Origin of the sequence: Paenibacillus sp. BK033, assembly GCF_004345425.1 — a bacterium.
Lineage (GTDB): Bacteria > Bacillota > Bacilli > Paenibacillales > Paenibacillaceae > Pristimantibacillus.
On the sequence record NZ_SLVP01000005.1, the window covers coordinates 294,851 to 312,678 of the forward strand.

Here is a 17,828-nt window from a genome sequence, read left to right on the forward strand (position 1 = left end):
TTCGACGGCTACTACAACGCAGCCGCGAACAACGGAACCACGATTGAATTCAGGCTCAGATTTCTGGATGCTTCGAATACCGTTTTGCAGGATAACCTGCTTTACACGCATACGGGAACCAACACCGGCTTCGTCAATATTAACGGCACCCGCACCGCTCCTGCGAACACAGCTAAAGCCCGCGTTTACATTTACATGAAGGACCTGCGAGGCGCGCTTTATTTCGACGATTTCTCCTTGACGGACGGGAGCGGAGGGACTGGACCTGCGGATACAACCGCGCCAACGTCTCCGACCAATCTGACATCGCCGGCGAAAACCGCAACAACCGTTGATTTATCCTGGACGGCCTCAACCGACAATGTTGGCGTTGCCGGCTATGATGTTTATCAAGGCGCGGCGCTGATTGGCTCAACAACAGGAGCGACAGCTTATCAGGCAACCGGGTTGACCGCAGGCACGTCGTACAGCTTCACGGTAAAAGCGAAGGATGCGGCAGGCAATGTTTCGGCGGCCAGCAGCGCGCTTAATGTGACAACAAACGCTGCTGCCGATACGACGGCCCCTACCGCGCCAACCGGCTTAACTTCGCCTTCGAAGACTCAAACCACCGTCAACCTGTCCTGGACGGCATCGACCGACAACGTTGGCGTTACGGGCTACGATATTTATCGAGGCGCAGCGTTGATCGGGTCAACAACAGGAGCGACAACCTATCAGGCAACCGGGTTGACCGCAGGCACGTCGTATAGCTTCACTGTAAAAGCGAAGGATGCGGCAGGGAATGTCTCCGCGGCTAGCTCCACGCTTAACGTAACGATGGACGCGGCAACGGGCGGCAGCGGCAACCTGCTGGCAAACGCCGGCTTCGAGACGGATAACGGCAGCAATCGGCCGGCTTCCTGGACCTATGAGCAGGATTATTACGTATCCCGCAATACGTCCACCTACCGCTCGGGTTCCTCATCCATCCGCATTAACGGCGATACCGGTCCATGGTTTGGCTGGTATCAGGACGTATCCGCAACTGCGGGTAAATCCTATACCTTTGACGGCTACGTGAATATTACCGCCAACAATGGCAGCACTCTTCAATTCAAATTGCAGTTCCTCGACGCCTCGGGTTCGATGCTTGCCGACAATACGATCACGACCTACAGCGGCACAACGACATCCGGCTGGGCTAACGTACACGGCTCGTATACCGCTCCTGCCAATACAGCCAAAGTCCGCATTTATACGTACTTCAAAGATATGCGCGGTACGTTCTTCTTCGACGATTATTCGCTTACAAGCAATTAAGCAATTAAGCAATTAAGCACTAGTTAAGGCGGCTCCGTTGCGGGGTCGCTTTTTTTAGCGCGATTGGGATTATAAATAGACCGTCTAACAGACAAAATGCGGTGTTTTCAAAAAAAACCGCACAAATCATGATTCACAAGCCGTGTAGAAGGTACTATACTTATTCCTAGATAATGATAATCAATTTCATTTATAGGAGTCAGTGAACCATGAAAACAATGACACGCTTTACTCAGCTGGCAATCATCCTCATGCTGATTGCTCTACTGGCCGCGTGCGGCGGCAACAATAACGGAAATGCAGAGCCGAATCCGCCTTCGGCCGTCGCATCATCGGCGAATTCTACCGGACAGTCGCCTGCTGACGATAACGCAGTACGCACAATGAAAGATGCTATGGGTCATGACGTGCAAGTGCCCGCTCATCCGAAAAAGGTGCTTGCACCGTTTCTGGAAGACCCGCTTACCGCATTAGGCTTGAAGCCCATAGCACAATGGGGCGCTGCCGGCGTGCCGCAGCAATATTTGCAGGACGAACTTAAAGACGTTCCCGTCTTGAACATGGAAGGAGGGATGAAGCCGGAGGAGGCGTTGTCCTACAGCCCTGATCTCATCATCTTCCTGGCCCCGACTTATCTGGCTGACGGCAGCTATGAGCAATTTGCCAAAATCGCTCCTACCTATGTCCTGTCCGATAACGAAGCGGATTGGCGCGGAAATCTGCAGAAGCTGGGAACGCTTCTGAATGAAGAAGACGCCGTGAAGGCGGCGCTTGGCAACTTCGACAAGAAGGTACAGGAAGCGAAGGCAAAGCTAGGCACTATTCCCGCCGAGAAAACAGCCGTTCTGCTGCAAGCGGACGGTGAGAAGGGCTTTAAGCTGTTCGGGCCAAACTTCTACGGCGGCGAGACGCTTTACAAAACGCTTGGTTTCAAGCAGCCTTCCATCGTAACAGGCGATTACGATACGTTCTCGATTGAAAAGCTTGCGGACTTGAAGGACGTTGATTATATTTTCGTCATCTCGGGCCCCGGACGCGGCAAGCCTCCAGTAGATAATTCCTTGTGGAAGTCTTTGCAAGCGGTCCGGAACAATCAGGTATTCGAAGCGGATTCCGGCCATTGGTTTAATGCCAATATCATCGCGAACGGACTCATGATCGACGATGTCTTGAAGGATGTCCATGAATAATGTTCGAATCGGTCCTGGCCAGCAATCTACGATTGCGGCCAGGCTTTGTTATGGGCTGCTTGATGTACAGGTGCTGCGGGATGATCCGCAAGCGCCTGTTTCCGACCGTTCTTTTATCGAAACGAATTCCCAAGTGCTTCTTCTGTCAAATTCAAGCGAAGGGCGACTTATTATTGACGGTCGGCTGCACCTTCTGAAGCCGGGCTGGATGTTCGTCTGCGCGCCTGGTCAATTAATTGAATGGACCAATTATGTCGGTCAGCCCTTGGAGCTGCTAATGCTTGCATTCCATGCTTTTGAACGGCCGTCATCATCCCGGGAGCTTCAGGAGCCCCATGCCTTTAACCGGGAATGCGGCACTAAGGCGCTGTTCCCGTTCCTGAGCGAGCCTATACTTTCTCCGGCGGTAGCGACCGGTCAGCTGTACAACGCAATCCGGGATAGCCGGAAACAGGGTACGGCGTCAGCCTGGCTGCGCATAGAGGCGGGACTGCTCGAGCTGCTCAGTCTCGTGTTGTCCCATCGGGAGCGGCAGACGGAAATGGCGCTAGAGATGGCGCGGCTGGAGCTTGAACGTCATTATACGAGTGAAATGGCCATTGATTCGCTTGCGCGCATTGCCGGACACAGTCGTTTTCATTTCATGAGGCTGTTTAAGGAGCGCTACGGCAAAGGAGTAGCCGAGTACAGAACGGAGCTTCGAATTCGGGAAGCCAAGCGCCTCATGAACGAACAGAAGTTGACGCTTGCCGAAATCGTCGAGCGGATCGGCTACAAGAACGAAAGTTATTTCAGCAGCTTGTTCAAGAAGCATACGGGGTTCGCGCCGGCTGTCTACCAACGCAACAGGCAGCAGCGGATCGCGGCGTATAGCTGGATTAATCTGGGGCAGCTATTGGCGCTGCAGCTGATTCCCATTGCAGCGCCGCTTGATCACTACTGGACAGACCGATATCGGAACAGATACGATTTCGAAGTGATCACGCCGCTCAGTCATCATTATGAATATAATCTCCATGCCCTTCGCCAAGCCAATCCCGACCGCATCGTGGCAATTGACGAGTTTATTCCTCCGGAAGAACAAGACAAGCTGAGAGAGCTGGCTCCGGTTTTGTTTCTAAGCTGGAGAGAGGATTGGCGCACCCATTTGAGGAAGTTAGCCCGGTTCTTGGAACGCGAGGATGAGGCCGAGATCTGGCTGAGAAGGTATGACCGGGATGTTAGCGCCGTCAAAAGCAAAATAGCTCCGCTCCTTGCCGGGAAGACGGTTCTTGTTCTTGCCGTAAGCAACGGCCAAGTATCGGTATGGGGGCATTTGGCCGGTACGGTGCTCTACGATGACCTGGAGATTGGCATGCCGGAGGCCGTGCGGGATATGAAATGGCTGGAACAGGTAACGGCTTCCGAGCTATCGGAGTACCGGGCAGACCGTATACTCGTGCATGTCGGGCGGACCAAAGCGGCGGAGGAGAGATGGGCAATGCTTTCCGGAAGCCAGGAATGGCAATCGCTTCCGGCTGTGCAAGCCGAAGCTATTCACGTCGTTTTCGGTTACGGATGCTTTGAGGGACCCTGGAATGAGCATGCAGCCGAACCTATCGGACGATTGCTGAACGATATCCCGGAGTTGTTTGGCCTTGCAAAAGATTAGGAACAGGTACGTGGACTCTATTAGATAACCATAGCCCGTATGGTATAATAGGGAGATCATTCCTATCTTAACGAGGAGCCTATGATCCGATGCCTACTCTTACAAAGCTATTTATCAGCTCCGTTGCTCAGGATGCGCTGACACCGCTAAGAAACCGGACATTTGAAGAGTTTACCGCGCTGGGCCATCAGCCGGAGATGTACGAACGAACTTTCGGACCCTGGCCGATGGATGTAAGCGGGGTGGAGCACTGCTTGAACAAGGTCAGGGAATGCGATATTTTTTGCCTGTTCCTCTACAATAAAGGCGGCAGCATGACCGACACCGGCTACTCCGTCACCCATCGGGAATTTTTGACGGCTCTTAATGCAGGAAAAACGTTGTTTCTCTACGCAGAGCCTACCATTACGAAGAGATATTTCACGTCCATTCGCCGATTGATGTACAACTACATCGAGCGTTACAAGCAGAGTCACCGCAGGGAGCCATCCAACCGCGAGCTTACGGATTATCTCGAGCTGACCGCGGAGGCGCAGCCCTCCGAAATTCCGAGCAAATACGAAATCGACCCGTATATTTGGGTTATGCTCTATGACATTATCGACAGGCATGGCAAGTATCTGCTGGACATGCCGATTGGAGTAGGGATTGACTGGAAGCCCGTGCTTAGCGATATTCTGAGAGAAGGGGCTTCATACTTTCCCAAAAAAGCGGAGTACATGGAAAGTATCGATACCCTTGCGGCGTTAGTGGAATTCTCGGAATTTGTTCAGAAGATGGTTAAGGACCATCTGAAGATCCGGGAGCTGTCACAGCTAAGGTTGTTATTGGCGCGTCTTCAAGGCATTATCAAGGGAGCGGAGATCAAGCAGCTGCGCATTCATGACCTTACGCTTGGCAGGCTTAGGAGCTGTGCGGCGATTTGTCTGTTTCAGCATAACAATGACGTATTGTCCTGCATCGAAGCGGCAGGGGACACGGCCGGGGGTTATTCGTTTCATGTCAATGACCCTAACTCATACGTATCTTTTACGTACAATACCAGGGATGAAGGAGAGCCCGTACTGTTCTACACGGAGGCCAAGCGTATGTTTTACCTGCTTTATAAGCTGGGAGAGTACGTGATCTCTTATCATTTTCCCGAAGAAACGAAATGGAACCAAAATATGTACGTGGACTACACGGACGATATAAAAAATGGTATACTGATGGCACATTCCAACGTGATGATTTTTGATTTCATCCATTCGGCATTAAGGGGGTTGCAAAAATGAGCTTGAACAAAATTAAGATGCGGCGGGTTCAGAACACATACCATTCCAAATACGCAATCCATCCTGATTTTGCCCCCGCAACCAAGGTCGTTATTGTGAACAAGGGAATTACGATTGGTCTAACGGGAAGCAAATTGCCCGAGCTGCCCAAGGATTCCGTTTTGTTTGTCGATACGAACCGCACAGACACCTATACATCCCGTAACAAGCTGCAGCGGATGAAAGAACTTAACCAGTCCTTAAAGAGCTCAATCCTCGTATCGGAGGCTTAATCGAACATTTAACCAGGGACCCGCAGCTTGCGGGTCCTTTGCGTAAATATCGGGTCATATCATTCTGAACTCGGAGGCGGCTAATCGTGGAAGAAGTAACCTTTAACCAACAGAACATGTTTGCGCATGTTTTTAATTATGCTCCAATCGGCATCGCATTGATCTCACTGGATCGCAGATGGATTGACGTCAATCCGGCTGCTTGCCAGATTCTCGGATATAAAAGGGCGGAGCTGATGACGCTTGACCCCGCCGAACTCATTTTCTCCTCCGGCACAGAGAATCTGTGCCAAAAGTTTAAGGATCTTCTTGAAGGGAAAATCTCGACCTTAAATCTGGAAAAGAAATACCTGTTGAATAACGAAGCTATCGTATGGGTGTCCTTGCATATCTCGCTTGTCAGGAATGGTTCGGACGGAGCGCCCTGGTATTATATCGCCCAGATCGTTGATATTACCGCAACCAAGCTGACCGAGCAAAAGCTGCAGGAATCGGTAGAGAGATATACGTCGCTTAAGAAATACAATCACGACACCATTATCTCCTTCGATCTGCAAGGCAAGATTATCGGCGGCAACATGATGGCGGAGAAAATGACCGGCCGGAAGGTTTCGGATTTGATCGGCACAAGTATTGCCAGCGTGATCGGAGAGGACAAGCTGGCTCGCATTCTGGCCGACAATGAACCGTATACCGAGATTGAAGGCTCCATTAACCATGTCCTGCATGTCGACGGGTCTTACGTGGAGGTATTGGTTACGATTGCGCCTATAATCGTAAATAACCGAAGTATCGGATTCTATTTGCTGATTAAAGACATTACGGAACAGAAAAAGCTGCTGATCGAGAAAGAAACGGCCGTACGGACCAACGAGGTGAAAAGCGAATTTATGGCGATGATGAGCCATGAAATCCGCACTCCGATGAACGGGGTAATCGGTATGACCGATCTGCTTCTCGATACGCCGCTGGACGAGGAGCAGAGGGAGTACGTATCCATTATTCGCAAGAGCGGGGACACGCTGCTTGGCATCATTAACGATATTCTCGATTTTTCTAAAGTGGAATCGGGCAATACGGAATTGACGGAGGAGCCGTTTAATTTAAACGAGGCTATTGCGGAGACCTTTGATACCTTAATGCCCAAGGCGATGGAGAAAAACCTGGAGTTCAAAGTAAGCATCAGCCCTGGAATTCCGCATAACGTGATTGGCGATTCGCTTAAGATCCGTCAGATTATGCTGAACCTGATCGGCAACGCCATCAAGTTTACGCCTAAGGGATCGATCGGCGTTTCCGTGGACAAAGCCGAGGTCGAAGGCAAGAGCGTAAGACTTCATTTTGCCGTAAAGGACACGGGGATCGGGGTTCCGGAGGACAAGGTGCCTTATCTGTTTGAACCTTTTTATCAAGCGGATCATTTTATGGTAAGGCAGGCCGGTGGCACCGGGCTCGGGCTGGCGATTACGCGAAAGCTCGTACAGCTGATGGACGGCCAGATATATTGCGAGCCTAACCCTGGCGGCGGAACGATATTCCGCTTCCATATTCTGATTAAAGCCGAGTCGCTGCCGTCTATTGCCGTGCATGATTGCATTATGGAAAAAGCACCGCAGCCGGAGGACGAGCTTTCCATCCTGATTGCGGAAGACAATGAAGTGAACCGGCTTGTGCTGATCCGCATGGTAGAGAAGCTGGGCTATCGTCCCAAGGCGGTGTCGAACGGTGCCGAAGTCGTGGATGAGGTACTCAAGAAGAAATATGATATCGTATTTATGGATATACAGATGCCGGTGATGAACGGAATCGAAGCCTCGAGAATATTGCGTCAGAAGCTTAAACCGGGTGACCTTCCTTACATCGTTGCCGTCACGGCAAACGCGCTGATTGGGGACCGGGAGCGGTACATGACCGCGGGGATGAACGAATATATCAGCAAGCCTCTGCACAGCTCGTCTGTTCTTACCGTGATCCAGAAATGCCTGGAGGGGAAACGAAGGAAAGTAACGAGTTAACTGCACAGCTAAGAAAAACCGCGCGGGAGCGCGGTTTTTTTGCTGCTATTTAGGGTGGCGGTGTAAATTTGCTATGAAAACGTTACTAATTGTTGCGGTATTTTGGTCATCGCGATTGTGCTATAGTTGTCGCAATCAAACCGTTTGTATGGAGGATGTGTAACAATGATCGCAAGAATCAACCTGCAAGGCATGTGGGAGCTACAACTGGACGAAGAAAAAGTTGGCTTGCGGAAGCCATTGAACGATACCATTGCTTTACCCGGTACAACTTCGCATGCAAGAAAGGGAAAGCGCAATCAAAGCGTCAATGTGGATTGCCTCACCGACGAGTATGCCTTTGAGGGCTGGGCTTGGTACTCCCGCAAATTCTTTATTCCGGCAGGGCTGGCTCATGCCGGCGTTAAGCTGTACCTTGAGCGGACTCGAGTAACGACGGTCTGGATCGACGGGGAAGAGCTGGGAACGCAGAACAGCTTATGCGCGCCGCATCTGTATGAATTAAAGAAGCCGCTTGCGGAGGGCTCTATGAGTCGATTTTTGGTTTACGGGCATTCCGAGCAGAAGGAAGCTCGTTTACGATTAACGGTGCGAAAACCTTTTTGCGGGGCAAGCATGACGGCTTGATTTTTCCTCTGACCGGCTTTGCTCCAACGGAAGTGGAAGAATGGCTGAAGGTGCTTGAGACGGCCAAGTCCTATGGGATTAACCATTATCGGTTCCATACCGCGTGTCCGCCTGACGCTGCCTTCGAAGCCGCCGATATGCTGGGTATCTACATGGAACCGGAGCTGCCGTTCTGGGGAACCGTAACGGACGAAACGTACGATAATCACAATGCGGAGGAACAGCTCTATCTGATCGAAGAAGGCTACCGGATGCTGAAGGCGTTCGGCAATCACCCTTCCTTTGTGATGATGTCGCTTGGCAATGAACTGTGGGGGAGCAAGGAACGCATTGACGAAATCTTGAAAAATTACAAGGCATTCGACAGCCGTCCGTTATATACGCAAGGCTCGAATAATTTTCAGTTTGTTCCCGTCATCCTGGAGCATGAGGATTTCTATTGCGGCGTCCGCTTCTCGCGCGACCGTCTAATCCGGGGTTCGTACGCGATGTGCGATGCTCCGCAAGGGCATGTGCAGCTTGGACCGCAAGGCACGTTGACCGACTATGATGAAGCGATTTGGCCGCAAGAAGACAAGGGGACTATGGAGAAAGCCTCCGGGCACGATGGGACCATTCAGATTCAATACGGAACGGAAGCGAAAACCGTTAAAGCGGATGCAGTCGAAGGCGAATGGGTACCGCATATTCCGGTCGTCTCCCATGAAATCGGGCAGTACCAGACGTATCCCGACTTTAACGAGATTGCCAAATATACAGGTCCTTTAAAGGCTCGTAACTTTGAAGTCTTCAAGCAGCGGCTTGAAGAGAAGGGATTGGACCATCTCGCGGAAAAATACCATGCTGCCTCCGGCCGGCTTGCGGTCGACAGCTACAAGGAAGAGCTGGAAGCCGCATTCCGGACCAGGCAACTGGCAGGCTTCCAGCTGCTGGACCTTCAGGATTTCAGCGGGCAAGGGACCGCGCTTGTTGGCGTGCTGGATGCGTTTATGGAATCCAAAGGACTCGTATCTCCCGAGGAATGGCGGACCTTCTGTTCGGATGCCGTGCTTCTGGCACGGTTCGCGAAGTACAATTACAAAGCGAAGGAATCCTTTGAAGCTTCGATTCAGCTTCGTTACCTGAGACCGGAACCGCTTGCCGGTTTCAAGCTGGAATGGAAACTGGCAGCTCGGGAAGTTCAATTGGCCAGCGGGGAAGCAATCGCTACGGCGAATGCTTCAGGGGACTATGTGGATATTGGCCAGATTTCCTTCAGCATGCCGGAAGTACAGACGATGACGAAGGTGTCTCTCCAGCTGCGTATCGCCGGTACCGATATCCGGAAGTCCTATGATCTCTGGATTTACCCGGACGGAATGGAAGCCGACAAGAGCGGATTGAACCTGTTCAACGGGCTGACAGACGAAGCTGCCGCGCTGCTTGAGAAGGGGGAACGCGTTGTCATTATGCCAAATCCGAAGCAGCTGGAAAATGCCATTGACGGAACCTATTGCGTGGACTTCTGGTGTTACCCGATGTTCCGGTCGATCTCGGAGAGCATGAACAAGCCGGTGCCGGTTGGTACGATGGGACTGCTGATCGAGAAGGAGCATCCCTTGTTTAAGCTGTTTCCAACTGAAATGCATTCCACGGAGCCGTGGCGCCAGATTGCGGAAAGCTCCCGCTCCATTATTTTGGATGGAACGGACCGGGCTCTGCAGCCCATCGTGCAAACCATCGATAACTTCGAGCGCAACCATAAGCTTGGAATGGTGTTCGAATGCAAGGTCGGAGCGGGAAGCCTGTTAGTCTGCGCCGTGGATGCCGGGCAAGCGGGACAAACGCTGGAGGGACGACAGTTCCTGCACAGCTTGTACCAGTATGCTGGTTCCGATGACTTTAAGCCGCAAGCAAGCCTCGAGTTGTCCAAACTGCGTGAGCTGTTGCGTTAAAAGAATATCAAATGGAAATACGCCTGTTATCGTTTATGCCGAGGCAGGCGTATTTGTGCTGTCGAGAAAGGGTTCTATGAAAGTTAGAACTTATGGCGGAATGACGGAAGGATTATCATTTTGTTCAGATGCTGGAGAAAGGGATGAGCAGACGATGAGCAGAAATGTGATCACAGCCTTGTTTGGGCTTGTTGCCTTGTTATGGACGATAGGTTTCATTGCGATCCACCCTTATTCGCCTACTTCAACCAACGATATCTACTTGATTCCTGAAGGGTATGAGGGCGATGTAAGAGTGAATTACAATGTGCAAGGCGCACCGGCACTTCTAAAAGAGGGGAAATATGACGTTATCCCGGTTGGGGAAGACGGAATCTATAACACCTCCAAGCCCGAAATGGAATATGGGATAGTAACGGATCTCTATTTCTATGTGAACGCAGCAGGAGAACGTACTCCTATTGATAAGCGATGCGTGTGCGTCAAAGGCAATGGGTCCTCCGGAATCGGTTCAACGATTATTAGACATACGGATCTAACCGTTACCCGTACGAAATGCGGAGAGGATTTCATGGCGCGGGGGGAGTAATCCCGACCCTGTTGCCTTGAAATTGGGAACAAAGTCCAGTTTTAGTTAATTTCCTCTTATTTATGATTCGTGGACCAGATTATCGAGTATGATTTGGAAAGGGAATCATCCTCCTGCTTTCATGGGGAAGACGGGTAAGGGAGGGATGGATACGGAAACGATGTGGCGGATCCGTAGCGGGATTAGAGATTACGCGGAAGCGGTGTACCGATTCGTCCGGGAAATACCTAAACGATATCCTTTGCTGACAACGTTCTATGCGGTCTGGTGCTGGATATCGCTGCTTCTGTTTATCGCGGGTTTATTCCTGTATCGCGATTCGCGTACGATGCTGGTTCAGTATTTATGGTCATTTTACGTGATGCTGCAGTCCTGGCTGCTATGCCGCAGCAAAACCTTTACCTGGAGGAAGACGGCCCTGTTTATGCTGCTGGGAATCTTGCTCGTAATCCCGGTTACGGCCTGGACATTGATGGGCGTACACGGGCTCGTCGGAGGCCGGACATCGGACACATGGTCTCAAGCGGTTATTACTCCCATTGCGGAGGAGATATGGAAGCTGCTTCCGCTCGGCTTGTATTTATTGTTCTCGCGGCGGGCGTCTGCCATGAGTCTAAGCGATTACGCGCTGGCTGGAGCGGCATCCGGAATAGGCTTTCAGCTGATGGAGGAGTTAAGCCGAAGATGGCTGAATTCCGGGATTATCGGACGGACCTACGGCTACAGCACAACGATGCTGGGCGGGGAGACCATCCACTGGGATTTCTGGACGTTGTTCCCCGGCCGGTTCGAGGAAAGCATTTTCCCGACCATCATGACCGTTAGTCATCCCGTACATACGGCAATGGTTGCATTAGGATTGGGACTTGCGGTACGATACCGCAAACGGCTGAGCAATTGGGTGTTTACTCTGCCTGCGCTGCTGCTAGCCTGGTCCATTCTTGATCATGCCGCCTATAACGGGCAAAACTCATTGCCGGAGTGGTTCATGACGATAAGCGATTGGACCGGGAGCGGCTATCATACGAAAGATACTTTTCTGCTGATGCTGCTATTGGGCCTTGTTCTGGATTACTTCGCGCTGAACCGCGTAAGAAGCCAGCTCCCAATGACGGCAGCGGAACGATTCCTTGATCCTCTTAGCGAAATCGTGCTTATGTGGAGAGCTTTTATCCTGAGGAGGGAAAGCTTCTCCAGCGTTATGGCTTTGGCTCGGGAACGGCGGGAGCTGGGCTTTTCCTTGCTGTATGGAAATCCCGAAGCGGTATCCGTTCAAGAAGAGCTGCGCGCAAGGATGCAGCACCATTACCGGGTGGCGGCGGGACTCGCCTTGCTGCTGATAGGCGTGGTCATTCTCGCAGGCTTTGCCGCTTATTGGCAAGGACAGGTTCAGCTTCATGCATCCGCCTGCTTCTCCTGTATGTTCGACTCGCTGCAGAATTGGTGGGATCGTCTCAGCTTTAGGGAAAAAGGAGCGATTCTGTTAGGAGCTTTTTCTCTCGCGCTGCTGTTTGTTGGCTTCTGGCCGGCGCTGGGCTTTGCCTTTACTGCGATTAGCATTCCTGCCAGCGGTCACGAAATCGCGAAGGATATTCGAGATCCGAAGCGGCTGCTTACTCCCGAGAATGCCGCAGCCGCTCTGCTTGCGCTGGCTCTCAGCCGCGTGCCGTTTGGGCGATTGGTCAAGAAAGGCGGCGAGCGGCTTCGGAAATGGCTGGAGAAGCTGTTAAAGCGTAAGAGTAGGCCTGAGCCGGATATTCCTCATAAGCCGGTTGACGGGCGGGAAGAGAAAGGCGAACCCGGCAAACCGGAGGAGAAGGAGCCTTCCAAGAATCCGGAAGATGAAGATTACGTGCACTGGAGCAAAGCCAAATACAAAGGCGTGGAGTTATACGACAGCCGCAACGGAGCATTGGGCGAATTCGACGGCATCGACGTTGAGAACGGTATTTTCTACGAAGCCAAATCCGCCGAAGGCTTGAATCGCATTCATCCCAAAACCGGCAAGCCTCAGCAGACGCCTCAGCAGTTCACGGATAAACAGCTTTACCAGAAAACAAAAACCCGAATTAATAATTTGATGGAAAAAGCGGTAGGCACGCGTACGACGCCTGACGGAACATCCGAGATCCCGAGCTTGGAAGATATTAAAAGCATTCGGCGCTTCCAGTTCCAGCTTGACGGAGACTCGCCGGAGCTGCGCGCCGCCGCGGAGAACAGCTTGAACCGGTTGCGTCAGGAATTCCCGGACTACACATTCTCAATCAGATTTGGAGTGAAATAGACATGTCGATCAGCGCATTTATACTCGATCCCGAAGACGAATTCGAACGCGCATTTATGCTGCCGGTTGCGACGGAAGCATTTTATAAGCAGTACTGGGAGCCGGCGACGGAGGAGCTGGGGCTCCAATGGACGGCCTTATTCCAGGGCGGAACGGATGTCGAGCATGAAGATGTTCCCGCCATCTTGGAGGAGCTCGACAAGCTGAAGGAATGGGTAATCGCCAAAATGGACGGAGAAGCACGGGAGCATATGCTGCGCAGGCTGAAGCTGCTGGAAACGGGATTGCCGAGTGCTTTCCGGCGTGGAGACACGGTTGTGCATATCGGATAAGACGAGGGGAGAAAGCATGGACCCGAGGATAAAAGCTATGTTTATGGACGAATATGCTGAGGAAGGTGCCGCAAGGTTTGGGGTTGGCCCTGAAGAGCTGACGTTTATTGGAGGTTTTCAAAACTTTATTTATTCCTACCAGCGCGAGGACGGGAAGTACATCCTTCGGTTCACGCCAAGCACGCTTCGCACGTGGGAAGGCGTATCCGCTGAGCTCGATTGGATTCTATATCTGGCACAGCACGAACTGAAAGTATCCGTGCCCCTACTCTCGATGGAAGGGAAAAGGATTGAACGAATCGCTGGAGGCGGAATTGCGTCGTTTTATGCAACTTCGTTTACTTATGCGCCAGGCCGTAAGATCGGATACCCCGAATGTTTGGGCAATCCTTATCTGTATGAGCAATGCGGGCGTTTTACGAGCCGTCTTCATGATCTGTCGAGATCGTTCAAGCCAACCGAGGCAGGCAGAAGACATACATGGGAGCGGAATGAATATTTGCTGCGGGCCGAGCGCTATTTGCCGCAAGGCCATCAGCCGATTCTTCTGGCACTTAATGAACTCAAATCAGAGCTTGCCGGATTGCCCGTAACTCCGGAGCATTTCGGACTTATCCACGGAGACATCAATGTTGGCAATTTTACGCTAGACGAGTCAGGTGAAATGACGCTGTTTGACTTCGATGAATGCCAGTATAGCTGGTATACAGAGGATATTGCTATCCAGCTTTATTACTTACTCTATGTCTTTGGAGAAGATTCAAGGGCGGAAAGAAAGACGCAATACGAGCTGTTTATGAAGCATTTTGAACGGGGTTATACGGATGGCGGCCGCCAACTGCCACGCCATTTGAAGGATCAGCTCGGGATTTTCTTAAGACTTCGGGACATTATCGTCCTTGTAGGCATGCATAGAAGCTGGGATCTAAGTCAACCCGACGATTGGACACGGGATTTTCTGCAGGATAGCTGGGCGCGGATTACGAACGGGAAATCATTGATTGACGGGTTTTGAGAAGACGAGTATAACCCGCCAACGGGTAGTTGGACCTTGATGCTGTATGAGCTATTAGAAGGACAAGAAAGACAGTCGGCAGATGCTGACTGTCTCTTTTTTATGGTTTATAGGGTCACCTAAAAATGTCATGGATACATAATACAGTACATCATTTTTCAACATAAGTCTATTCCTTTTTTGGCATTAATTGTATGGTAGGAAAGCGGCCGCAATAACCGAAAAGGAGGAAGGCTGATATGATTACGCTTCGAAAAATTACGTTGGATAACCGTCGCGACATCTTTAATTTGGAGGTGTCCGAAGATCAGAAACGTTACGTGGCATCAAATCTCTCAAGCGTAGCTTCGTGCTATGTTCTGGCGACCAATGGGGGAGCTCCGTTTCCGTTTGCTATTTATGCCGATGAGCAGCCTGTCGGATTTGTCATGATTACGTATAAAATAACCAGCTACGATCTTCCATCGTTTGCTGAAGACGGCTATTGCATCTTGCGTCTGATGATCGATGCGAAGCATCAAAACAAGGGCTACGGACGGGAAGCCATGGCGAAAATATTGGCGTTTATCCGCACCTGCCCGGCAGGCCCCGCTCGTTATTGCTGGATTCCGTATAAGAAGGAAAATACGCCAGCCAGGAAGCTGTATGAAAGCTTTGGCTTTCGCGACAGCCAAGAAGTCCTCCATGGGGAGGATATTACCGTTTTGCAGCTCTAAATGAGGAGGAGTCTATCATGGACCACAAGATGTTCCTGGAAGAGGCTTTACGATGCTATTCTTTTGCGGACCCCGTATTTGAATTCATCCGTCATAACGAGAATATGACTTACAAAATAACGGATAAGCAATCCAGTTATTTGCTGCGAATTCATAAGCCGATTGCAAGCAATATGGAAGGTATTCAAACCACACCGGGAGCAATCCGCTCTGAACTAGCTTTTTTGCTCGCTTGGTCGGCTCATGCTGATATGCCTGTACAGACTCCGGTTGCCAATCGGAAAAGCGAGTTGGTCACGATGATTCGAATCGGCCAAGAAGAGGTCCCCTGTACGGTCTTGCAATGGATTGATGGCGATGTTTTGTCTAAGCAAGAGATGGATAGCGAGGAGGCAGCCCATATCCTGGGCACTCGTATCGCGAAGCTTCATCACTTCTCGCGAAACTACGAGACGGGACACGCCCGCATTCATCCGGAATATGGAATGGAATGGATTCATTCCATGATCATTAAATTGCGGAGAGGAGTAGAGTATGGCATTCTCTCTAGCAAAGATTTTCAAATTCTCGAGCAAACGATGCGGATGATGCTGGAGTGGATGACTTTATGGGAAGCAACTCCTGAAACCTGGGGCTTCATTCATGGAGATATGAACTACAGCAACTTGATACGTTCTCCCAAAGGAATATCAATCATTGATTTTGGCATGTCGGGCTACGGGTATTATGCGATGGATGTTGCGATGAGCGCTTTGCTAGTCGATTGCAAACATCGGGATGCTCTGCTCGCCGGCTATAGCAGCTGCATGGCTAGAAGAATGGAATTAGCTCAGCTTGAAGCGTTTATGTTTCTCGCGATCGTTGGCTATTACACCTTCGTATTGAGCCAGCCAGACAAGTTAAGTTGGATTGAAGAGCATATTTCCGGTCTGATTGACCATATTTGTCTTCCGTTGCTCAACAGCAAAAGAGTGTTCTACACGATTTAAATGAAGATTACTGCTGCGCAAAGCTGTCGAAGCCCAATTCGACAGCTTAAATTATTGAGGGATAACAACTATAGATGATTTTTACCAACCAGCATTTGGCTATAAATGGTAGACTATTATGGAGAATGCAAACAAACCTAGGAGCGGATCTATATGAATAAAATCATTGACGAAAAATTATTCGAAGCTGATATTTTATCGCTGCAAGCGGCGATGGATACGGGCGAGCTGACGTCCGAGGCTTGCGTTCGCTGGTATTTGGAGCGGATTGAACGGATAAATCCGACATTAAGAGCCGTACTTGAAGTAAATCCCGACGCCATATCCATTGCGCGGGAACTGGATAAGGAGCGGGTGGAGCTTGGTGCGCGAGGACCTCTACACGGCATTCCGATTCTGCTTAAAGATAATATCGATACGGGAGATCGAATGCATACGAGCGCGGGATCCATAGCTCTCGAGGAGCATTTCGCCCCTGCGGATTCGGCAGTGGCCGCCCAGCTTCGGGCAGCGGGAGCCGTCATTCTCGGGAAAGCCAATATGACGGAATGGGCGAACTTTATGTCCGGCTCGATGTGGGCGGGATACAGCTCCAGAGGCGGACTCACTTTGAACCCTTATGGACCCGGCGAGCTGTTCGTGGGAGGTTCAAGCTCCGGGTCCGGTTCCGCGGTAGCTGCCAATTTGTGTGCGGCCGCAATCGGAACGGAAACATCGGGCTCCATTATTAGTCCGTCCTCGCAAAATGGCATTGTTGGCATGAAGCCAACCGTAGGTCTTGTCAGCCGAAGAGGGATCATCCCCATCACTCACAGCCAGGATTCGGCCGGGCCAATGACCCGGACGGTCAAGGACGCGGCGATTTTGTTGGGGGCGATGACAGCCTTGGATCCGGAGGATTCGGCAATGCATGAAACCTGGCGAACAGCCTATGCGGATTATACAAGCTTCCTGGATGGCGACGGCTTGCAAGGCGCGAGAATTGGCATACCGCGGCATTACTACCAGGGGCTTGACGGGGCAAGAGCAGAAATCCTAGAGCGGGCAATCGCTTTGTGCGCTGAACGGGGAGCCGTAATCGTGGATCCCGTGAACATGCCTTGCGAGAACGCGAAGTGGGATTGGGATGTCATGCGTTATGAGTTTAAAAAGGGTCTTCACGATTATTTAGCCAGAGCCGGAAGCGGTGCATTCATCCGGACTTTGGACGAACTGATCGCCTACAACGAAGCCCATCGCGATACGGCACTCAAATACGGACAGGACGTATTGATCTGGTCGAATGAAACGAGCGGAACCTTAACCGAGCCGGAATATCTCGAAAGTCTAAGGCTTAACCATGAAACCGCGCGGAGACAGGGAATTGACCATGCTATCGAAGCTTATAAGCTGGACGCCTTGCTGTTCCTGGGCAACGAGGAAGGGCTGGATATTTCCGCGCGTGCGGGTTATCCCGCCATTACCGTACCAGGCGGTTACGCGGAGACGGGCATCATCGCTGAAGGAGGCTACACGACTAAAGGTCCGCAGGGAATCACGTTTGTCGGAACCGCCTACAGCGAGCCGGTGCTTTTCAAGTTAGCCTATGCTTACGAACAGGCAAGCAAGTGCCGCCTCGCACCCGTCGATCCGGCATAA

14 protein-coding genes and 2 pseudogenes are annotated in these 17,828 nt (G+C 51.2%); all 16 read left to right on the plus strand.

Annotation, left to right across the window (positions count from 1 at the left end):
- Positions 1-258: 258 nt before the first annotated feature.
- A pseudogene (locus EV294_RS30720) lies at positions 259-819 on the plus strand (fibronectin type III domain-containing protein); the annotation flags it as partial.
- A 36-nt stretch (positions 820-855) separates the two neighbouring features.
- Positions 856-1,302 (plus strand): annotated as a pseudogene (locus EV294_RS30725) (carbohydrate binding domain-containing protein); the annotation flags it as partial.
- 209 nt (positions 1,303-1,511) lie between these two features.
- Positions 1,512-2,492 carry an ABC transporter substrate-binding protein gene (locus EV294_RS18735; RefSeq protein ID WP_132309476.1) on the plus strand — a complete coding sequence of 327 codons (981 nt, stop codon included), beginning with the start codon at positions 1,512-1,514 and terminating at the stop codon, positions 2,490-2,492.
- A complete protein-coding gene (locus tag EV294_RS18740) occupies positions 2,485-4,143 on the plus strand; it encodes an AraC family transcriptional regulator (protein WP_165930729.1) in 1,659 nt (552 codons plus the stop codon). The genes EV294_RS18735 and EV294_RS18740 overlap by 8 nt, the downstream gene beginning before the upstream one ends.
- A gap of 89 nt (positions 4,144-4,232) precedes the next feature.
- Positions 4,233-5,417, plus strand: a complete 1,185-nt coding sequence (locus tag EV294_RS18745) for a DUF4062 domain-containing protein (protein ID WP_132309480.1) — start codon at positions 4,233-4,235, stop codon at positions 5,415-5,417.
- Positions 5,414-5,689, plus strand: coding sequence for a hypothetical protein (locus tag EV294_RS18750; protein WP_132309482.1), 276 nt, complete (start codon positions 5,414-5,416; stop codon positions 5,687-5,689). The genes EV294_RS18745 and EV294_RS18750 overlap by 4 nt, the downstream gene beginning before the upstream one ends.
- Before the next feature lie 86 nt (positions 5,690-5,775).
- A complete protein-coding gene (locus EV294_RS18755) occupies positions 5,776-7,704 on the plus strand; it encodes a PAS domain S-box protein (protein ID WP_207918166.1) in 1,929 nt (642 codons plus the stop codon).
- A gap of 165 nt (positions 7,705-7,869) precedes the next feature.
- On the plus strand, positions 7,870-8,331 hold the full coding sequence (locus EV294_RS30730; RefSeq protein ID WP_243711704.1) for a hypothetical protein: 462 nt from the start codon (positions 7,870-7,872) through the stop codon (positions 8,329-8,331).
- The gene (locus EV294_RS18760; RefSeq protein WP_243711705.1) at positions 8,307-10,265 is read left to right on the plus strand and encodes a glycoside hydrolase family 2 TIM barrel-domain containing protein; all 1,959 of its coding nucleotides are present in this window, start codon (positions 8,307-8,309) and stop codon (positions 10,263-10,265) included. The genes EV294_RS30730 and EV294_RS18760 overlap by 25 nt, the downstream gene beginning before the upstream one ends.
- A 154-nt stretch (positions 10,266-10,419) precedes the next feature.
- On the plus strand, positions 10,420-10,854 hold the full coding sequence (locus EV294_RS18765; protein WP_132309484.1) for a DUF6843 domain-containing protein: 435 nt from the start codon (positions 10,420-10,422) through the stop codon (positions 10,852-10,854).
- A gap of 145 nt (positions 10,855-10,999) precedes the next feature.
- Entirely contained in the window at positions 11,000-13,138 is a 2,139-nt protein-coding gene (locus EV294_RS18770; RefSeq protein WP_243711706.1) for a PrsW family glutamic-type intramembrane protease, read from the plus strand.
- 2 nt (positions 13,139-13,140) lie between these two features.
- Complete coding sequence (locus EV294_RS18775; protein WP_132309486.1) at positions 13,141-13,470, plus strand: hypothetical protein; 330 nt, start codon at positions 13,141-13,143, stop codon at positions 13,468-13,470.
- Positions 13,471-13,486: 16 nt separating this feature from the next.
- The gene (locus EV294_RS18780; protein ID WP_132309488.1) at positions 13,487-14,485 is read left to right on the plus strand and encodes a phosphotransferase enzyme family protein; all 999 of its coding nucleotides are present in this window, start codon (positions 13,487-13,489) and stop codon (positions 14,483-14,485) included.
- Between the two features lie 239 nt (positions 14,486-14,724).
- Positions 14,725-15,201, plus strand: coding sequence for a GNAT family N-acetyltransferase (locus tag EV294_RS18785; protein WP_132309490.1), 477 nt, complete (start codon positions 14,725-14,727; stop codon positions 15,199-15,201).
- Between the two features lie 17 nt (positions 15,202-15,218).
- Positions 15,219-16,190, plus strand: coding sequence for a phosphotransferase enzyme family protein (locus EV294_RS18790; protein WP_132309492.1), 972 nt, complete (start codon positions 15,219-15,221; stop codon positions 16,188-16,190).
- A 153-nt stretch (positions 16,191-16,343) separates the two neighbouring features.
- Positions 16,344-17,828, plus strand: coding sequence for an amidase family protein (locus EV294_RS18795; protein ID WP_132309494.1), 1,485 nt, complete (start codon positions 16,344-16,346; stop codon positions 17,826-17,828).

Coding starts and splice junctions, on each gene's coding strand:
- EV294_RS18735 (WP_132309476.1), top strand. CDS start 1,512: ATGAAAACAATGACACGCTTTACTCAGCTGGCAATCATCCTCATGCTG.
- EV294_RS18740 (WP_165930729.1), top strand. CDS start 2,485: ATGAATAATGTTCGAATCGGTCCTGGCCAGCAATCTACGATTGCGGCC.
- EV294_RS18745 (WP_132309480.1), top strand. CDS start 4,233: ATGCCTACTCTTACAAAGCTATTTATCAGCTCCGTTGCTCAGGATGCG.
- EV294_RS18750 (WP_132309482.1), top strand. CDS start 5,414: ATGAGCTTGAACAAAATTAAGATGCGGCGGGTTCAGAACACATACCAT.
- EV294_RS30730 (WP_243711704.1), top strand. CDS start 7,870: ATGATCGCAAGAATCAACCTGCAAGGCATGTGGGAGCTACAACTGGAC.
- EV294_RS18765 (WP_132309484.1), top strand. CDS start 10,420: ATGAGCAGAAATGTGATCACAGCCTTGTTTGGGCTTGTTGCCTTGTTA.
- EV294_RS18770 (WP_243711706.1), top strand. CDS start 11,000: ATGGATACGGAAACGATGTGGCGGATCCGTAGCGGGATTAGAGATTAC.
- EV294_RS18775 (WP_132309486.1), top strand. CDS start 13,141: ATGTCGATCAGCGCATTTATACTCGATCCCGAAGACGAATTCGAACGC.
- EV294_RS18780 (WP_132309488.1), top strand. CDS start 13,487: ATGGACCCGAGGATAAAAGCTATGTTTATGGACGAATATGCTGAGGAA.
- EV294_RS18785 (WP_132309490.1), top strand. CDS start 14,725: ATGATTACGCTTCGAAAAATTACGTTGGATAACCGTCGCGACATCTTT.
- EV294_RS18790 (WP_132309492.1), top strand. CDS start 15,219: ATGGACCACAAGATGTTCCTGGAAGAGGCTTTACGATGCTATTCTTTT.
- EV294_RS18795 (WP_132309494.1), top strand. CDS start 16,344: ATGAATAAAATCATTGACGAAAAATTATTCGAAGCTGATATTTTATCG.